We start from the raw sequence: 14,669 nt of genomic DNA, 5'->3' as shown, positions 1-14,669 counted from the left end.
GGTCCGCCGCTGCGTGCTCGCTCCGCTCGCTCATTTTCGTACTACTTCCGCAGCTCGATGACGGTCTTGCCGATGCGGATCGGCGCGCCCAGCGGAATCGGTGTGGGGGTCGTCAGCCGGGACCGGTCCAGGTACGTGCCGTTCGTGGATCCGAGGTCCTCGACGATCCACTGGCCGTCGCGGTCCGGGTAGATCCTGGCATGACGGCTGGACGCGTAGTCGTCGTCCAGCACGATCGTCGAATCGTGCGCCCGGCCCAGGGTGATGGTCTGGCCCTGGAGCGCGACGGTGGTGCCGGTGAGGATTCCCTCACTGACGACCAGTTTTGAAGGGGCGTTACGGCCCCGCCGGCCGCCCCCGCTCGGCTGCTGCTGGCGCTGTTGCGGAGGCGCCGCCTGCCGGGCGGCCTGCTGCTGCGGTCGTCCGGCTTCCCGTCGCGAGCCGCGCTGTGTGACACGCGTTCCGAACAGGTCGCTGCGGATGACCTGCACGGCCACGATCACGAACAGCCACAGTACGGCCAGGAAACCCAGCCGCATGACCGTGAGGGTCAGCTCTGACATTGCCCCCGCTTCACCCTTCGGCTTGCCGGTAAATGATGGTGGTGCTGCCCACGACGATCCGCGAGCCGTCGCGGAGCGTAGCGCGGGTGGTGTGCTGCCCGTCCACCACGATGCCGTTGGTGGACCCGAGATCCTGGATCACCGAGGGCGTTCCGGTCCGGATCTCACAGTGCCGGCGGGATACGCCGGGGTCGTCGATCCGCACGTCGGCCTCGGTGCTGCGGCCCATCACCAGCGTCGAGCGGGAGATCTGATGGCGGGCGCCGTTGATCTCCACCCAGTACCGCATCCGCACACCGGCCGCCGGGGCGGCGGGCGCGGGCTGGAGGTACGGCGCCGAGCCGCGGCCGCCGGGCGGCGGTGCGGCGGGCATGGGCGGCGGGGCGCTCGCGGGCGCGGCGGCGGGCGGATAGCCGTAGCCGCCGGGCCGTCCCGCCGTCGGCGGTGCCGCCGGAGCGGGGGTGCCGGGAGCCTGCTGGTTGGCGGAGGAGGCGAGCGTACGGCTGCGCACCCGGTACAGACCGGTGTCGAGGTCGTCCGCCTTCTCCAGGTGGACCTTGATGGTTCCCATGAAGGTGTAGCGCTGCTGCTTGGCGTAGTCGCGCACCATGCCGGCGAGCTCGTCACCGAGCTGGCCGGAGTAGGGGCTGAGCCGCTCGAAGTCCGGCGTGCTCAGCTCCACGATGAAGTCGTTGGGTACGACGGTCCGGTCGCGGTTCCAGATCGTCGCGTTGTTGTCGCACTCCCGCTGGAGCGCGCCGGCGATCTCGACGGGCTGGACCTCGGACTTGAACACCTTGGCGAAGGTGCCGTTGACCAGACCTTCGAGGCGTTGCTCGAACTTCTTCAGGACTCCCATGGGGCACCTCCTCCGTCGTTGCCGCACTGGCTGTCGTACCGACCGCCGTGCCGGCTGCCGTGGTGTCTGTCGTCGTGTCTGTGGTGGTGATTGTCGTGCCGACTGCCTTGGTACTGCTTACTGATCGTATCCACGCGCCGGTAAATCGGCTGGTTCCCCCTTGTCGGCCCGGTCGAACTCCTTCTGCCACTACTCCTGTCAGTACTCCTGCCCAGGATCGTAGAGGGGGCCGCAGACAAGTGTCCCGCACCTGACTGTGGACCTTGCCCGCCTCCTGGGGAGATGGCGGTTACCGGTACGAGGTTGATACGTGAACCGGTCCACGTTGATACGTGGGTTGATACGTGGCGGGGGGTGGGGGGTGTTCGGAGGGGGAGGTCGGAGGGGGTGAGGGGGGTCGGCGGGACGGGTGGGTGCGAGGCGGTGACCGCTGATGGGGGCCTCGCGCGGGGCGTCCGGCCCGGGGGAACGGGGGGTCCTGCTCAGGGGAAAGGGATGTGAATCCACCCCGTGCACCGTGCTAATCTTCTGCATGTCGGAAGGCGCCAGCCCCCTGGGGTGAAGGGCCTGAGGACACACCCAATGCGCGGGTGGCGGAATAGGCAGACGCGCTGGATTCAGGTTCCAGTGCCCGAAAGGGCGTGGGGGTTCAACTCCCCCCTCGCGCACAGACAGAAGCCCCTCAGGTCTCGGACCTGGGGGGCTTCTTCGTGTTCCCGGTGAGCCTGTTTCGCGCTGTGCCGGGGGAGGCCGGGCGCAATGTGATCGTGCTTACACGAGCGGTCGCGGGGCGGTTGGTGAGGCGTCGGCTCCGGGGGTGTTGATCTTCGATGGGTTGTCGAAGTGTGGGCTGTCTCACTCGTCGGGATCGGTTCTGTCCGAGGTGACCGACCTGCGGCTCTACGAGTGGGTCGCGGAAACGAATCACCAGGTCAGCGCGCTATCTCTTGATCACTCAAGTCGGTGAACCATCCCATCGGCCAGAAACATGATCGCGGCGACGGAGTTCATTCCGGTCGGAAGAGATGCTCCGCCGGAAGGGGATTGTTCATGGTCGCGCTGTATCGATCCAGGTTTTTCACGGCTCTTGCCGCCGCGTGTGCTCTCGTGCTGACGAGTTCCTCGGTGGCTCAGGCCGGTGCTGTCGGGTCGGCTCCTGTCCGGACCTTCGAGTACAGCGTCGGCGGCATGACGGTGAGGATTCCGACCGGGTGCCTGTTCACGCACATCGTCCGAGGCGGCGGGAAGAGGATCACCTACCAGAACGCGGGGGTCGACTGCGCCTTCGTTGGCGCGCTGAGCAGCGGGTTCTGCAACTGGCGTATCGACTTCACGTATGCCGACACCAACAACAGGACCTATCGGACGTCCCGAGGGCGAACGCACCCCGAGTGCAAGATCGACCCGATGAGGAACAACTCCCCGCAGACGTTGCCTCGTTATGGGAAGGCGTGCGCGCATCTCCATGTCAACGGGGTGCGGCGGGTGAGTCAGTGCCACCACATCACGAAGTGAGCCGTTCATGATCGATCAGCAGCAGGGGCGCGAGCAGTCCTCGGAGGTGCGACGGCGGTCGGCCGGGATCGCCGCATTTGTGGCGGGCCTTGTGGTGACGCTCGCCTTCTTCGCCTTCTGGCCCGGGCTTCCGCACGTCATCGACTGGGGGGCGATCGTCGTCGCCGTTCTGGTGGGGGCGCTGGCCCGTTGGATCTGCCGGTCCTGGATGGGGAAGAGGGGCAAGGGGAGCGAGTGAGCTCCGGCATGGTGTCGCCGCATCCCCGTATCCCCCGTAACCCCGTGCCGCCGTGTCGCGGCAGTTCGGGAAACCATCCCGGCGCCAGCTTCCGTGACGCCCCGGTGATCGCCGCCTCAGGTGAGGACAATCACACGTTGTTCTCACCTGAGGCGGAGGCGGAGGCGAGGCGGCGGCGAGGTGGAGGCGGAGGAAGAGATCGAGGCCAGGTGGTGGGTCAGGCCGCGAGGCGTTCCGCCAGGGCCTTGGCCTTGGTGGCCGCGTCGCCGAGGGCGCGCTCGCGGGACGCCTCGTAGAGCGGGACCAGGTCGGCCATCGCCGGGTTCTGCGGGGCCATGGTCAGCTCCGGGACGATGAACTCGGCGTCCAGGCCGAGGGCGTCGACGAGGACCGCCTTCAGGTAGTTCTGGACGTAGTCGTAGCCCTCGCGCGGGGTGCCGGGACCGTAGGCGCCGCCGCGGCTGGCGATCACGACGGTCGGGATGCCCTTCACCTTCGAGTCCTCGGTGCCCGCGGTGCGGCCCATCAGGATCACGTTGTCCAGCCACGCCTTCAGGGTCGAGGGGATCGTGGCGTTGTACATCGGGGCGCCGATCAGCACCGCGTCCGCCTGCTCCAGCTCCTCTATGAGCTGCACGCGCTCGGCGAAGGCAGCCGCCTGCTCGGGCGTGTGCGTGGCCGGGTCGGCGAAGCCGGCGGTGTGGGCGTCGACGGTGATGTGCGGGACGGGGTTCGCGGCGAGGTCGCGGTGGATCACCGTGCCCTCCGGGTGCTGTTCCTCCCAGGACGTGCGGAACGCGTCGGCTACGGCACGGGAGGCGCTGGCGCCGGCGGGGAACACGGACGAGTCGATGTGCAGGAGCGTGGCCATGGGGGTCTCCAAGAGGTGTCGAGCGAAGTGTCGAGCGGGTGCCGGGCGCGTGCTGGGCGCAGCGGTCCCGTCGCGATGTTCAGTAGCTAAGTTTTCGTACTCGACTATGAATAACACAGGTACTTACTTTTTTTCATCCCCGTACGGGAGGGCAGTACCCTGAGGGCATGGCGGTCGAGCAGAGTCACGGCACGGAGCAGTGCAAGAAGGTCGACGACGGCATCACCCGTGTCTTCCAACTGTTCGGAAAGCGCTGGACCGGGCCGATCGTGGCCGTCCTGATGGCGCAGCCCGTCCACTTCGCCGACCTGCGCCGGGCGATCCCGGGCATCAGCGAACGCATGCTCTCCGACCGGCTCACGGAACTCGGCGCCGCCGGGCTGCTCGTCCGCGAGGTCGACGAGGGCCCGCCGCTGCGCGTCTCGTACCGGCTGACGGAGTCGGGCAAGGCGCTGGGACCGGCACTTCGGGAACTCGGCGCGTGGGCGCAGGTGCATCTGCGCGAGGGGTGGCAGTCGGGCGGGTGCTAGGCCGGTGTGGGGCGCGGTAAGCCGAGGTAGGCCGTTCGGGGTGGGGCGGGACAGGCGCCGGGTTGGGCAGGGGTGCCGATCGCTGGTGCTTCGACGGCTCCCTGCGGCTTTCGACGACATCGCTGAGGCCTTGATCGGCTCCGGTGAGGCAACCTTCGGCTCCGGTGAGGCGTCCTTCGCAGCGGCAAGGCACCCTTCGGCACGGGTTTTCCACAGCCGCCGAGTTGTCCACAGGGTCTGACGTGTTTTCGCCACCGGTTGTACGGTCGTCGCGAGTTGATGTTCGGACGAGCGCACGTGTGAGCGTGGGTGTGTGTACGGGGGAGGCGGTCGGTATGACCGAGGCCGGTATCGGTGTGGGGCGCAGGCTGCCCGGGGTGCGGGGGTTCGCCACCTGGCCCGTGGAGGGGTCGCCCAAAGAAGAGGGGAAGGCGCTGCGGGCGAGCGTTCCGCGCAGCGCGCACGCCGCTTTCGACCTGGACGGTTCCCGCCCCGACGCGGTGACCACGGTCGAGGAGTCCGGCCGCGGCCGCATCCCCGGGCTCACGCCGATACGCGTGGGCAGGATGGCGGCCACGCCCTTCGCGTTCCTGCGCGGTTCGGCGGGACTCATGGCCTACGACCTCGCCCGCACCCCCATGACCCGGATCGGCGCCCAGATCTGCGGCGACGCCCACGCGGCCAACTTCGGCCTGTACGGCGACGCCCGCGGCGGCCTGGTCATCGACCTCAACGACTTCGACGAGACCGTGCACGGCCCCTGGGAGTGGGACCTCAAGCGCCTCGCCGCCTCGCTGGTGCTCGCGGGCCGGGAGGCCGGCGCCGACGAGGACACCTGCCGTACGGCGGCGCACGGCGCGGTGGGTTCCTACCGCCGCACCATGCGGCTGCTGGCCAAGCTCCCGGTGCTGGACGCGTGGAACGCCATCGCCGACGAGGAGTTGGTCTCCCACGCCGACGCCCGCGACCTGCTCGGCACGCTGGAGCGGGTCTCCGAGAAGGCGCGGGGCAACACCAGCGGACGGTTCGCGGCCAGGTCGACCGAGGCCGCCGAGGACGGCGGGCGCCGCTTCGTCGACGCCTCGCCGGTGCTGCGGCGGATCCCGGACGCGGAGGCCGCGGCGGTGGCGGCGTCCCTGGAGGCGTATCTGGACACGCTCTCCGAGGACCGCCTCCCGCTGCTCGCCCGGCACACGGTGCACGACGTCGCCTTCCGCGTCGTCGGCACCGGCAGCGTGGGCACGCGGTCGTACGTCGTGCTGCTCCTGGACCACCGCGGCGAACCGCTCGTCCTCCAGGTGAAGGAGGCCCGCCCCTCGGCGCTGGTGCCGCACCTGTTGACCGCCGGGTTCGACGCGCCGTCCGTCGCGCACGAGGGTCGGCGCGTGGTGCTCGGGCAGAAGCGGATGCAGGTCGTCAGCGACATCCTGCTGGGCTGGACGACGGTCGACGGACTCCCCTTCCAAGTACGGCAGTTCCGCAACCGCAAGGGCAGCGTCGACCCGGCCGCCCTCGCCGCCGACCAGATCGACGACTACGGCCGCATGACCGGCGCCCTCCTGGCCCGTGCCCACGCCCACAGCGCCGACCCGCGCCTGGTCGCCGGGTACTGCGGGAAGAACGATGAGTTGGACGAGGCGATAGCGACGTTCGCCGTGGCCTACGCCGACCGGACCGAGGCGGACCACGCGGAGTTGGTGGGGGCGGTGCGGGCGGGGCGGATCGCGGCGGAGATGGGGGTGTAGGCGGTTGGGGGCCGGGGGCCGGGAGCGGGAAGTGCGGGCGGGAAAGGGAAGTAGGCAGCGGGAAGCGGGAAGCGGGAAGTGCGGGTGGGAAAGGGAAGTAGGCAGCGAGGAGCGGGTGCGGATGCTCGCTGTAGTCGCGGGCGGGGGAGCTGATCACGGCGAGGTACCCCGGATCACCTGTCCTCTCCTCGGGGCGAGACCCGCACCGGCGGTGACCTGACCCGCAGCTCAAAAGGCACTGCCGGCACTGCCGATGCCCCACCGTCGGCGAGGTCACCCGTGGTCCACAGGGCCCCAGCCCAACCGATGCCCCATAGCCCGTCGGGCCGTGGCCTACGCTGGGCGGGTGACGACCCCGGAAGCTGAGCAGTCCCAGTCCGCACCCGTTGGTGAACCGGTGCCGGAGCAGACGGGTGCCGAGGTGCCGTCCGCCGCCGGAGCCGTGGCGGGTGACGGTTCCGTGAGCGAGGGCACCGAGGGCGGTGCGGCCGACGCCCGCGAGGCCGACTCCGGCCCGTCCGACTCCGGCCCGGCAGATTCCGCCCAGCCAGCAGATTCCGCCCACCCGGCCGACTCCGCCGACGGTGCCGCGCCCCGGCCCGAGGAGCGGCTGGAGCGGGCCGTGCGCGCCGCCGAGCAGGCGTTGATCGAGTACGAGATCGCGGTGGACACCTTCCGCATCGAGGTCGAGAACTTCTCGCGGCTGCACCACCAGAAGCTCGGCCCGATGTACACCCGCCTCGACGAGCTGGACGCCCGGATCGCCGAGGCCCTGGCCGCACGCACCGGCAACCCCGAGGACATCCGCAAGGCGGACGAGGCGCGGGCCCGGGTGATGCCGATGCCCGCGGTCGAGGAGCTGTTCCACGGCTGGATGGACGGGGACGGCCTGTTCCCCGAGGCCGCGGCGATGCTGACGGACCAGCCGGTCCGGCCCCCGCAGCGGGTGCGCCCCAGCGAGGAGGCGCGCAAGCTCTACCGCGAGCTGGCCCGCAAGGCGCACCCCGACCTGGCGCAGGACGAGGACGAGCGCAAGCGCCGCGAGGAGTTCATCACCCGGGTCAACGCCGCCTACAGCCGCGGTGACGCCCCGCTGCTGCGCGAGCTGGCCGAGGAGTGGGCGGCGGGACCGGCCCCGGTGGAGCGCGGCCCGAGCCCCAGCGAGGAGCTCTACGCCCGCCTCGAATGGCTCGCCCACCGCAAGGAACTCCTCACGCTCGTCGCCCGCGAACTGGAGGAGGGCGCCATCGGCTCCATGCTCCGGATCGCCCCGGACGACCCGGATCGCCTGCTCGACGAGATCGCCGAGCAGTTGCTCGCCCAGGTCTCCGAGCGGGAGGCCGAGCTGGCGAACCTGCTCGCGCAGCCGCACGCGTCGGAAGGCCCGTCGGGTAGCGTCGGGCCATGAGTTTCGGAACTGGTGTGCCCACGGTCGAGGTCGGCGACCTCAAGGACGGCGACTTCCTGCTGGACGTCCGCGAGGACGACGAGTGGCAGGCGGGTCACGCCACGGGGGCGCTGCACATCCCCATCAGTGAATTCGTGGCCCGCTACGGCGAGTTGACCGAGGCGGCGCCGCAGGACGGCAGGGTCCATGTGATCTGCCGCTCCGGCGGGCGTTCGGCCCAGGTCACGATGTACCTGGCCCAGCAGGGCATCGACGCCGTGAACGTCGACGGCGGCATGCAGGTGTGGGCCGCCGCGGGCCGGCCCGTCGTCACGGACGAGGGCCAACCGGGCTTCGTGCTGTAGCTGTAGCTCCAACTGCGTTCGGCGCGGGCGGGGTTCAGCCCAGCGGATGGGCCGCCAGCAGATCCCCCAACGCCTCCTCGTGCGCCGACGCCGGGCCGAGCGACAGCTCCAGGTGCTTGGCCCAGGCGTGGTAGCGGTGCAGGGGATATTCGGTGTCGGCGCCGAACCCTCCGTGCAGATGCTGCGCGGTCTGCACGACCCGTCGTACCCCTTCCGCCGCCCAGATCTTGGCCACGGCCAGGTCCGCGGCGGCGGGCAGCGTGCCCGATGCCCCCGAGGAGATCCGCCACGCGGCCTGCCACAGGGTGGCCTCCATCGCGCGCAGGTCGATGTAGCGGTCGGCGGCCTGCACGGCGACGGCCTGGAAGGTCGCGACGGGGAACCCGAACTGCTCGCGCTTGCCTGTGTATTCGCTGGTCATACGCAGCACGGCGGTGCCGAGGCCGAGGGCCAGCGCGCAGGTGCCGGCGGTCAGCAGGTCCCGCAGCCACTCCCAGGCGCCGTCGGCGTCGATGACGTCGACCCGCGCGATCGGCACGGAATCCAGGCGCAGTTCGGCGAGCCGCTCGCCCGCGGTGGAGATCTGCTCGGCGAGCACGATCCCTTCGCGGTCCGGGGCGACCAGCGCGAGGACGGTCCGGCCGGCGTCCGTGTGCGCCGGTACGACGACCAGGTCCGCGTTGTGCGCCCACGGCACCGCGGTCTGTACCCCGTCCAGCACCCACCGGTCACCGTCCCGCCGTGCCGTCACGGCGAGTTCGGCCGGGTCGTGGCCGGTGCGGCCGTGCGCGGCGACGGTCAGCACGAGGTCGCCGCGGCCGGCCCGGGTGAGCAGGGCGGACCTCAACTCCTCGCCGCCGTAGGCCTGTACGGTCGCCGCGGCCGCGCTGCTCTCCAGGAGCGGCACCCTGGCCAGCACCTTCGCCGACTCCCGGAGCACCAGGCACAGGGCGATCGCGTCCAGCCCCGCGCCGCCGTACGCCTCGTCGAGCAGCAGGCTCAGCAGGTCCGCCTCGGCGAGCCTGGCCCACAGCGCGCGGTCGAAGTCGTCGGCCACGGCGCCCGTGGTGTCGGCCGGACTGGGCACGCCGTCCGGCGCGACATCGGCGAACACCCCCGCTGCCGCCTCGGTCGCCGCCTGCTGCTCCTCGCTGAAGGTGAAGTCCACGGTCCCTGCCCTCCCGCACGCGCACACCGGCCAACAGCCGGGCGTGCGACCAGATCTGACGGAGCGTCAAGATAGAACAGGTTCTAGGAGAAGGGAACGGGCGCACCTCCGGGGTGTGCGGTAGCGGTCGAGGGGTCGTTCGGTGTCCGGCCGTGGGGTCGGCGGACGACCGATCGTTCGGTTCGGGGATTCAATGGTGGGATCCGACGAGGTGAGGTGTCAACGGCTGTGGATAACCTGCGGGCAGCCGCTGTGGACAACCTGTGCGGCCGGTGAGGTAGGGGACTGTGCCCGGGGCGTGCCCCTGAGTACCGTTCCGTGCGGCGCCGGGGAGTGGTAGGCGTGGAGCGCCGCCCGGCCCGCGACCGGTCGGGCAGGCGCGGTGGACGGTGGCCGATGGACGGACGGGACTCGGAAACGGGGCGGAATGGACGCGAACGACGGAGGCTCGAACGCCCCCGAGGACGGCGAGCGCACGCCTGCCTCCTCCGAGGACGGCGAGCGGACGCCCGCCCCCTCCGAGGGGCCACGCCCGCCCGCCCCCTCCGGCGGGCCGCACCCGCCCGCCGCCCCGGAGGACCCGCACCCGACCGCCGCCTCCGGGTGGCCGCACGTGCCCGCCCAGCAGCCCCCTCACCCGCCTCCGCCGCCACCCGAGCCACAGCCACAGCCGCAGCCGTCGTACGACCCAGCGGACGCGCCCACCGCCGTCCCCGCGTACCCAGATGCCCGTATCGGCGTCGCCGCGCTGTCCCTGCGCTATCAGGTCGGTGCCGCGCTCGCGGTCGCGGTCGTCGCGGTGGCCGCGCTCGTCCATCTCGGGATGGTGTTCCTGCACGTCGCGCCGTCGAACACGGTGACGAAGCAGCACGGCAAGGCGATCGACGAGTGGATCTACCCGGAGTTCGAGCAGAACTGGAAGCTCTTCGCGCCGAACCCGTTGCAGCAGAACATCGAGGTCCAGGTGCGCGCCGACGTCCGTACCGCGGACGGCACGACCCGTACGACCGGCTGGTACGACCTGTCCGCCGAGGACGGCGCGGCCATCGACGGCAATCTGCTGCCGAGCCACACCGAGCAGAACGAACTGCGCCGGGCCTGGGACTTCCTCACCGCCACGCACGACAACTCCAACCGCCCGATCGGCCTGCGCGGCACGCTCGCGGAGACGTATCTGCGGCGCATCGTCGTGCTGCGCCTGGACCGGGACGACGCGGCCGGAAAGGGCGGCGCCGTCCAGCGCGTCCAGGTCCGCTCCCGCACCACCAACGTGCCCCCGCCCGAGTGGAGTGACGAGCAGGTGTCGACCACCCCCCAGTACCGCCTGCTGCCCTGGTGGGCGGTTCCGGCGGACGAGGCCGCGGGAGGCGTCCGGTGAACGGTTTCGCCCTGTCGGTGTCCCGAGGCATCGCCCGCGTCACCGAGTCGGCCCTCGGCCCGTACCAGAGCGCCGTGATCCGCATCGGCTTCGCCGGCACCTGGCTGCTGTTCCTGCTCCGCGAACTGCCCCACCGCCAGGAGCTCTACGGCCCCGACGGACCGTGGAGCTGGGACCTCGCCCGCCAACTGATCGCGGACAACGGCGCGTTCACCGCCCTGATGTGGTGGGACGGGCAGTTCTGGTTCGAGGCGGTGTACGCGCTGGCCGTGCTGGCGAGCGTCCTGCTGCTGCTGGGCTGGCGCACCCGCACGATGTCCGTGCTCTTCATGGTCGGCGTGCTCTCCCTCCAGAACCGCAGCGTCTTCATGGGCGACGGCGGCGACAACGTCCTGCACCTGATGTCCCTCTACCTGGTGTTCACCCGCTGCGGCCAGGTCTGGTCCCTGGACGCGCGCCGGGCCGCGCGCACGCGGGAGGCACGCGCGCGTGGGGAGTGGATTCCCGACCGGGTCGGGCCCGTCCTGTGGGTCGTCCTCGGCGCGGTGCTCGTCGCGGTGACCGCGGGGGGCCGGTTCGACAGCGACTGGTTCGTGCCCGCGCTCCTGTGGGGCGTCTGGCTGGCGCAGGCCCTGTGGTGGGTCATCGGGTGGTACGCGAAGTCGTACGAGCCCCGGGTGCTGCTCGACATCGTCGCGAACGTGATCCACAACGGCGCGCTGTTCGTGATCGCGAGCGAGGCCTGTCTGATCTACGCGACGGCCGGCTGGTACAAGATCCAGGGTTCCCGCTGGCAGGACGGCACCGCCGTCTACTACCCGCTCCACCTCGACTACTTCTCCCCCTGGCCCGCCCTCGCCGACCTCCTGGCCGGCAACGGCACGATGGTCATGCTTGTGACCTACGGGACCGTGATCGTCCAGGTCGCTTTCCCGTTCACCCTCTTCAACCGACGCGTCAAGAACGTCCTGCTGGCCCTGATGATGGCCGAGCACGCCGCGATCGCCGTGCTCCTGGGCCTGCCGTTCTTCTCCCTGGCGATGATCGCGACGGACGCGGTCTTCCTGCCGACGTCGTTCCTGAGGAGGCTCGGCGGCTGGGCGGCACGCGCGCGTGGACGGTTGTTTTCCGCACGCGGCCCAGTGCTGCTCCCCGAAGGGGGCGCCGCCGCCCCGGTACCGGCCGGCGGTCCCATGCCGTCGCGCTCCGGGACGGACCCCGCTCCGCTCGCCGACGGCGGTTCTACGGTGGCCTCCGCGTCCGGTTCCTCGACGCGTCCCGAAGGCGGCCACGAAGGCGCCTCCACGCCGCCGCGTCGGCGCCCCGAGGAGTCGGCCGCAGCCCTTGAGGACCCCGGCGCCCAGGAGAGCCCCGCGCCCCGGACGACCCCGAGCACGCCCACGTAGGGCCAGAAGGCCGCGCCGCACCCACGTAGGCTGCACCCCATGACCGCCCCCGTCGCAGCCGCCTGGCACCGGCTGGCCGAGACCTCCGTGCTGCTCGACGGCTTCCACGCCCTCAAGCACGCGCTGCGCTTCGGGGCCGAGGTCCCCATGGCGGTCACCACGGACCGGCGGGCGGCCCTCGCCCTCGCCGACGAACTGGCCCCCGACGTACGGGACACCCTGGACGCCCTGCTGACGGAGGTCCCGGAGGACACGTACCGGTCGTTCGTGCCGCGCCCGCATCCCACGGCCGTGGCCGCCCTGGCCGTACGCCCCGCGCGCGAGGCCAACCTCCGGCAGCTCGCGCACACGCCCCGCACCGCGCCCGTCGTCGTCCTCGACAACCCGCGCAACCTGGGCAACGCCGGGGCCGTGATCCGCCTCGCCGCCGGTTTCGGGGTGACCGGGGTGGTCACCACCGGAACGCTCGACCCCTGGCATCCGTCGGTCGTACGCGCCGGGGCGGGCCTGCACTACGCGACCGCCGTGGAGCGGCTGACCGTGGCAGAACTGCCTCCCGGCCCGGTGTTCGCCCTCGACCCGGAGGGCGACGACATCCGGGGCCTCAAGCTCCCGGACGACGCCGTCCTGGCCTTCGGCTCGGAGCGCAGCGGCCTGTCGGCCGAACTACGCGCCCGCACCGACCACTTGGTGTCCCTCCCGATGCGCCCCCAGGTCTCCAGCTACAACCTGGCGACGAGCGTGGCGATGACCTTGTACCACTGGAGCACGTCCACTGCAGCGCCCCTTTAGGGGCGCGGGGAACGGCGCGACAAGCCACAACGAACCGTCAGCCGCACAGCACCCGCACCCCCCGAGCTCCTAGGCGTCCCGACGAACCTCGACAACCCGGAACCGGTTCGCGACAAACGCCCCATCACACAGCGCCGCATTGGCAGCCGGGTTACCACCCGACCCGTGGAAGTCGGAGAACGCGGCCGTCTGATTGACGAACACCCCACCGGTGAGGTTCAGCGACAACTGGGCGGCCTCCTCCAGGCAGACCTCCTCAACCGCAGCCTCAACCCCGGCGTCAGTCGTGTACGCCCCGACAGTCATCGCCCCCTTCTCCCGCACCGTCCGCCGCAGCAACTCCACCGCGTCGGAGGCCGAATCGACCGCGACGGCGAAGGAAACGGGCCCGAAGCACTCACTCATGTACGCGGCCTCGTCATCCGGCTTCGCCCCGTCCAGCTTCACGATCACCGGCGTGCGGACGACCGCGCCCGGGAACTCCGGGTTGGCGATCTCCCGTGAGGCGAGGGCGACTTCACCCAGCCCGGCGGCAGCCTCCAGGCGGGCCTTCACGTCCGGGTTGACGAGCGCGCCCAGCAGACCGTTCGCGCGGGCGTCGTCGCCGAGGAGACCGTCCACGGACCGCGCGAGGTCGGCGACGACCTCGTCGTAGGACTTGGGGCCCTGGTCGGTGTTGATGCCGTCCCGGGGGATCAGCAGGTTCTGCGGGGTCGTGCACATCTGGCCGCTGTACAGCGACAGCGAGAACGCCAGGTTGGACAGCATCCCCTTGTAGTCGTCGGTCGACTCCACGACGACCGTGTTGACGCCGGCCTTCTCCGTGTAGACCTGCGCCTGGCGGGCGTTGGCCTCCAGCCAGTCGCCGAAGCCCGTCGACCCCGTGTAGTCGATGATCCGGATCTCGGGGCGGGTGGCGAGCGTCTTGGCGATGCCCTCGCCGGGACGCTCGGCGGCCAGCGCCACCAGGTTCGGGTCGAAGCCCGCCTCGGTGAGCACCTCGCGCGCGATCCGCACCGTCAGCGCGAGCGGCAGCACCGCGCGCGGGTGGGGCTTCACCAGGACCGCGTTGCCGGTGGCGAGGGAGGCGAACAGGCCCGGATAGCCGTTCCACGTCGGGAAGGTGTTGCAGCCGATGACCAGGGCGGTCCCGCGCGGCACCGGCGTGAACTCCTTGTTCATCACCAGGGGATCGCGCTTGCCCTGCGGCTTGGTCCACTCCGCGACGGCGGGGGTGCGGACCTGCTCCGCGTACGCGTACGCCACCGCCTCCAGGCCGCGGTCCTGGGCGTGCGGGCCGCCCGCCTGGAACGCCATCATGAAGGCCTGGCCGCTGGTGTGCATGACCGCGTGCGCGAACTCGTGCGTCCGGTCGCTGATCCGCTTGAGGATCTCGATGGAGACCACGGCACGCGTCTCCGCGCCCGCGTCCCGCCAGGCCCGCTGCCCGGCGCGCATGGCCGGCAGCAGGACGTCGAGGTCCGCGTGCGGGTACGTCACGCCCAACTCGATCCCGTACGGCGACACTTCGCCGCCCACCCAGTCGTCCGTGCCGGGCTGGCCGAGGTCGAGGCGGGTGCCCAGGAGGGCGTCGAAGGCGGCCTTGCCCGCCGCCGCGTCCAGGCTGCCGTGCTCGCCGTAGGCCTTGGGGTGTTCGGGGTGGGGGGACCAGTACGCGCGCGTGCGGATCGCTTCGAGCGCCTGGTCGAGTGTCGGCCGGTGCCGGGCGATCAGCTCGTGCGCGGTCGGTTCGGCGGCCATGCGGGACCAACTCCTCGTTTCAAGAACTCGTCTGCGAGCTCATGACCTGGGCGGGAACAGGGAAAGGATCAGGGGCGGAAACAGGCGGTCA

14 protein-coding genes and 1 tRNA gene are annotated in these 14,669 nt (G+C 71.1%); 10 read left to right on the top strand and 5 right to left on the bottom strand.

From position 1 onward, the window contains the following. Positions 1-41: 41 nt before the first annotated feature. Together OG194_RS23305 and OG194_RS23300 are read right to left on the bottom strand one after the other, a co-directional pair. Positions 42-563 (bottom strand): FHA domain-containing protein FhaB/FipA, encoded by a 522-nt coding sequence (locus tag OG194_RS23305; RefSeq protein ID WP_266770390.1) that lies wholly within the window; start codon positions 561-563, stop codon positions 42-44. A 10-nt stretch (positions 564-573) separates the two neighbouring features. Further along, complete coding sequence (locus OG194_RS23300; protein WP_327402767.1) at positions 574-1,422, bottom strand: DUF3662 and FHA domain-containing protein; 849 nt, start codon at positions 1,420-1,422, stop codon at positions 574-576. Positions 1,423-2,006: 584 nt separating this feature from the next. Between OG194_RS23300 and OG194_RS23295 the strand changes: the two genes are divergently transcribed. The 3 genes from OG194_RS23295 to OG194_RS23285 all read left to right on the top strand — a co-directional run bounded on the left by OG194_RS23295 (position 2,007) and on the right by OG194_RS23285 (position 3,175). Further along, positions 2,007-2,090: transfer RNA gene (locus tag OG194_RS23295), tRNA-Leu, on the top strand. Positions 2,091-2,610: 520 nt separating this feature from the next. Next, the gene (locus OG194_RS23290; RefSeq protein WP_327402766.1) at positions 2,611-2,937 is read left to right on the top strand and encodes a hypothetical protein; all 327 of its coding nucleotides are present in this window, start codon (positions 2,611-2,613) and stop codon (positions 2,935-2,937) included. A gap of 7 nt (positions 2,938-2,944) precedes the next feature. Beyond that, complete coding sequence (locus tag OG194_RS23285; RefSeq protein ID WP_327402765.1) at positions 2,945-3,175, top strand: hypothetical protein; 231 nt, start codon at positions 2,945-2,947, stop codon at positions 3,173-3,175. A gap of 217 nt (positions 3,176-3,392) precedes the next feature. On the opposite strand, the gene OG194_RS23280 is transcribed toward OG194_RS23285, so the two are convergent. Continuing rightward, on the bottom strand, positions 3,393-4,046 hold the full coding sequence (locus OG194_RS23280; RefSeq protein ID WP_327402764.1) for an FMN-dependent NADH-azoreductase: 654 nt from the start codon (positions 4,044-4,046) through the stop codon (positions 3,393-3,395). A 167-nt stretch (positions 4,047-4,213) separates the two neighbouring features. Here OG194_RS23280 and OG194_RS23275 point away from each other — a divergent pair, with 167 nt between their 5' ends. From OG194_RS23275 to OG194_RS23260, 4 genes are all read left to right on the top strand, one after another. After that, complete coding sequence (locus OG194_RS23275; RefSeq protein ID WP_327402763.1) at positions 4,214-4,576, top strand: winged helix-turn-helix transcriptional regulator; 363 nt, start codon at positions 4,214-4,216, stop codon at positions 4,574-4,576. 335 nt (positions 4,577-4,911) lie between these two features. Then, complete coding sequence (locus tag OG194_RS23270; protein ID WP_327402762.1) at positions 4,912-6,321, top strand: DUF2252 domain-containing protein; 1,410 nt, start codon at positions 4,912-4,914, stop codon at positions 6,319-6,321. 346 nt (positions 6,322-6,667) lie between these two features. After that, complete coding sequence (locus OG194_RS23265) at positions 6,668-7,729, top strand: hypothetical protein (protein WP_442811610.1); 1,062 nt, start codon at positions 6,668-6,670, stop codon at positions 7,727-7,729. Positions 7,730-7,743: 14 nt separating this feature from the next. Continuing rightward, entirely contained in the window at positions 7,744-8,073 is a 330-nt protein-coding gene (locus tag OG194_RS23260; RefSeq protein WP_043675918.1) for a rhodanese-like domain-containing protein, read from the top strand. A gap of 34 nt (positions 8,074-8,107) precedes the next feature. On the opposite strand, the gene OG194_RS23255 is transcribed toward OG194_RS23260, so the two are convergent. Further along, positions 8,108-9,241, bottom strand: coding sequence for an acyl-CoA dehydrogenase family protein (locus OG194_RS23255; RefSeq protein WP_327402761.1), 1,134 nt, complete (start codon positions 9,239-9,241; stop codon positions 8,108-8,110). Positions 9,242-9,668: 427 nt separating this feature from the next. On the opposite strand from OG194_RS23255, the gene OG194_RS23250 reads away from it, so the two are divergent. Genes OG194_RS23250 through OG194_RS23240 form a run of 3 tightly spaced genes read left to right on the top strand, consistent with a single transcriptional unit; the run spans position 9,669 to position 12,817 of the window. Further along, a complete protein-coding gene (locus OG194_RS23250) occupies positions 9,669-10,619 on the top strand; it encodes a DUF5819 family protein (protein ID WP_327402760.1) in 951 nt (316 codons plus the stop codon). Further along, entirely contained in the window at positions 10,616-12,025 is a 1,410-nt protein-coding gene (locus OG194_RS23245) for an HTTM domain-containing protein (protein WP_327402759.1), read from the top strand. The genes OG194_RS23250 and OG194_RS23245 overlap by 4 nt, the downstream gene beginning before the upstream one ends. 39 nt (positions 12,026-12,064) lie before the next feature. Continuing rightward, a complete protein-coding gene (locus OG194_RS23240; RefSeq protein ID WP_327402758.1) occupies positions 12,065-12,817 on the top strand; it encodes a TrmH family RNA methyltransferase in 753 nt (250 codons plus the stop codon). Positions 12,818-12,886: 69 nt separating this feature from the next. Here OG194_RS23240 and paaN read toward each other — a convergent pair whose 3' ends face one another. After that, a complete protein-coding gene (paaN, locus tag OG194_RS23235) occupies positions 12,887-14,578 on the bottom strand; it encodes a phenylacetic acid degradation protein PaaN (protein ID WP_327402757.1) in 1,692 nt (563 codons plus the stop codon). Positions 14,579-14,669: the final 91 nt, after the last annotated feature.

Source organism: Streptomyces sp. NBC_01288, from assembly GCF_035982055.1.
Lineage (GTDB): Bacteria > Actinomycetota > Actinomycetes > Streptomycetales > Streptomycetaceae > Streptomyces.
This window is presented reverse-complemented; position numbering and strand designations above follow the sequence as displayed.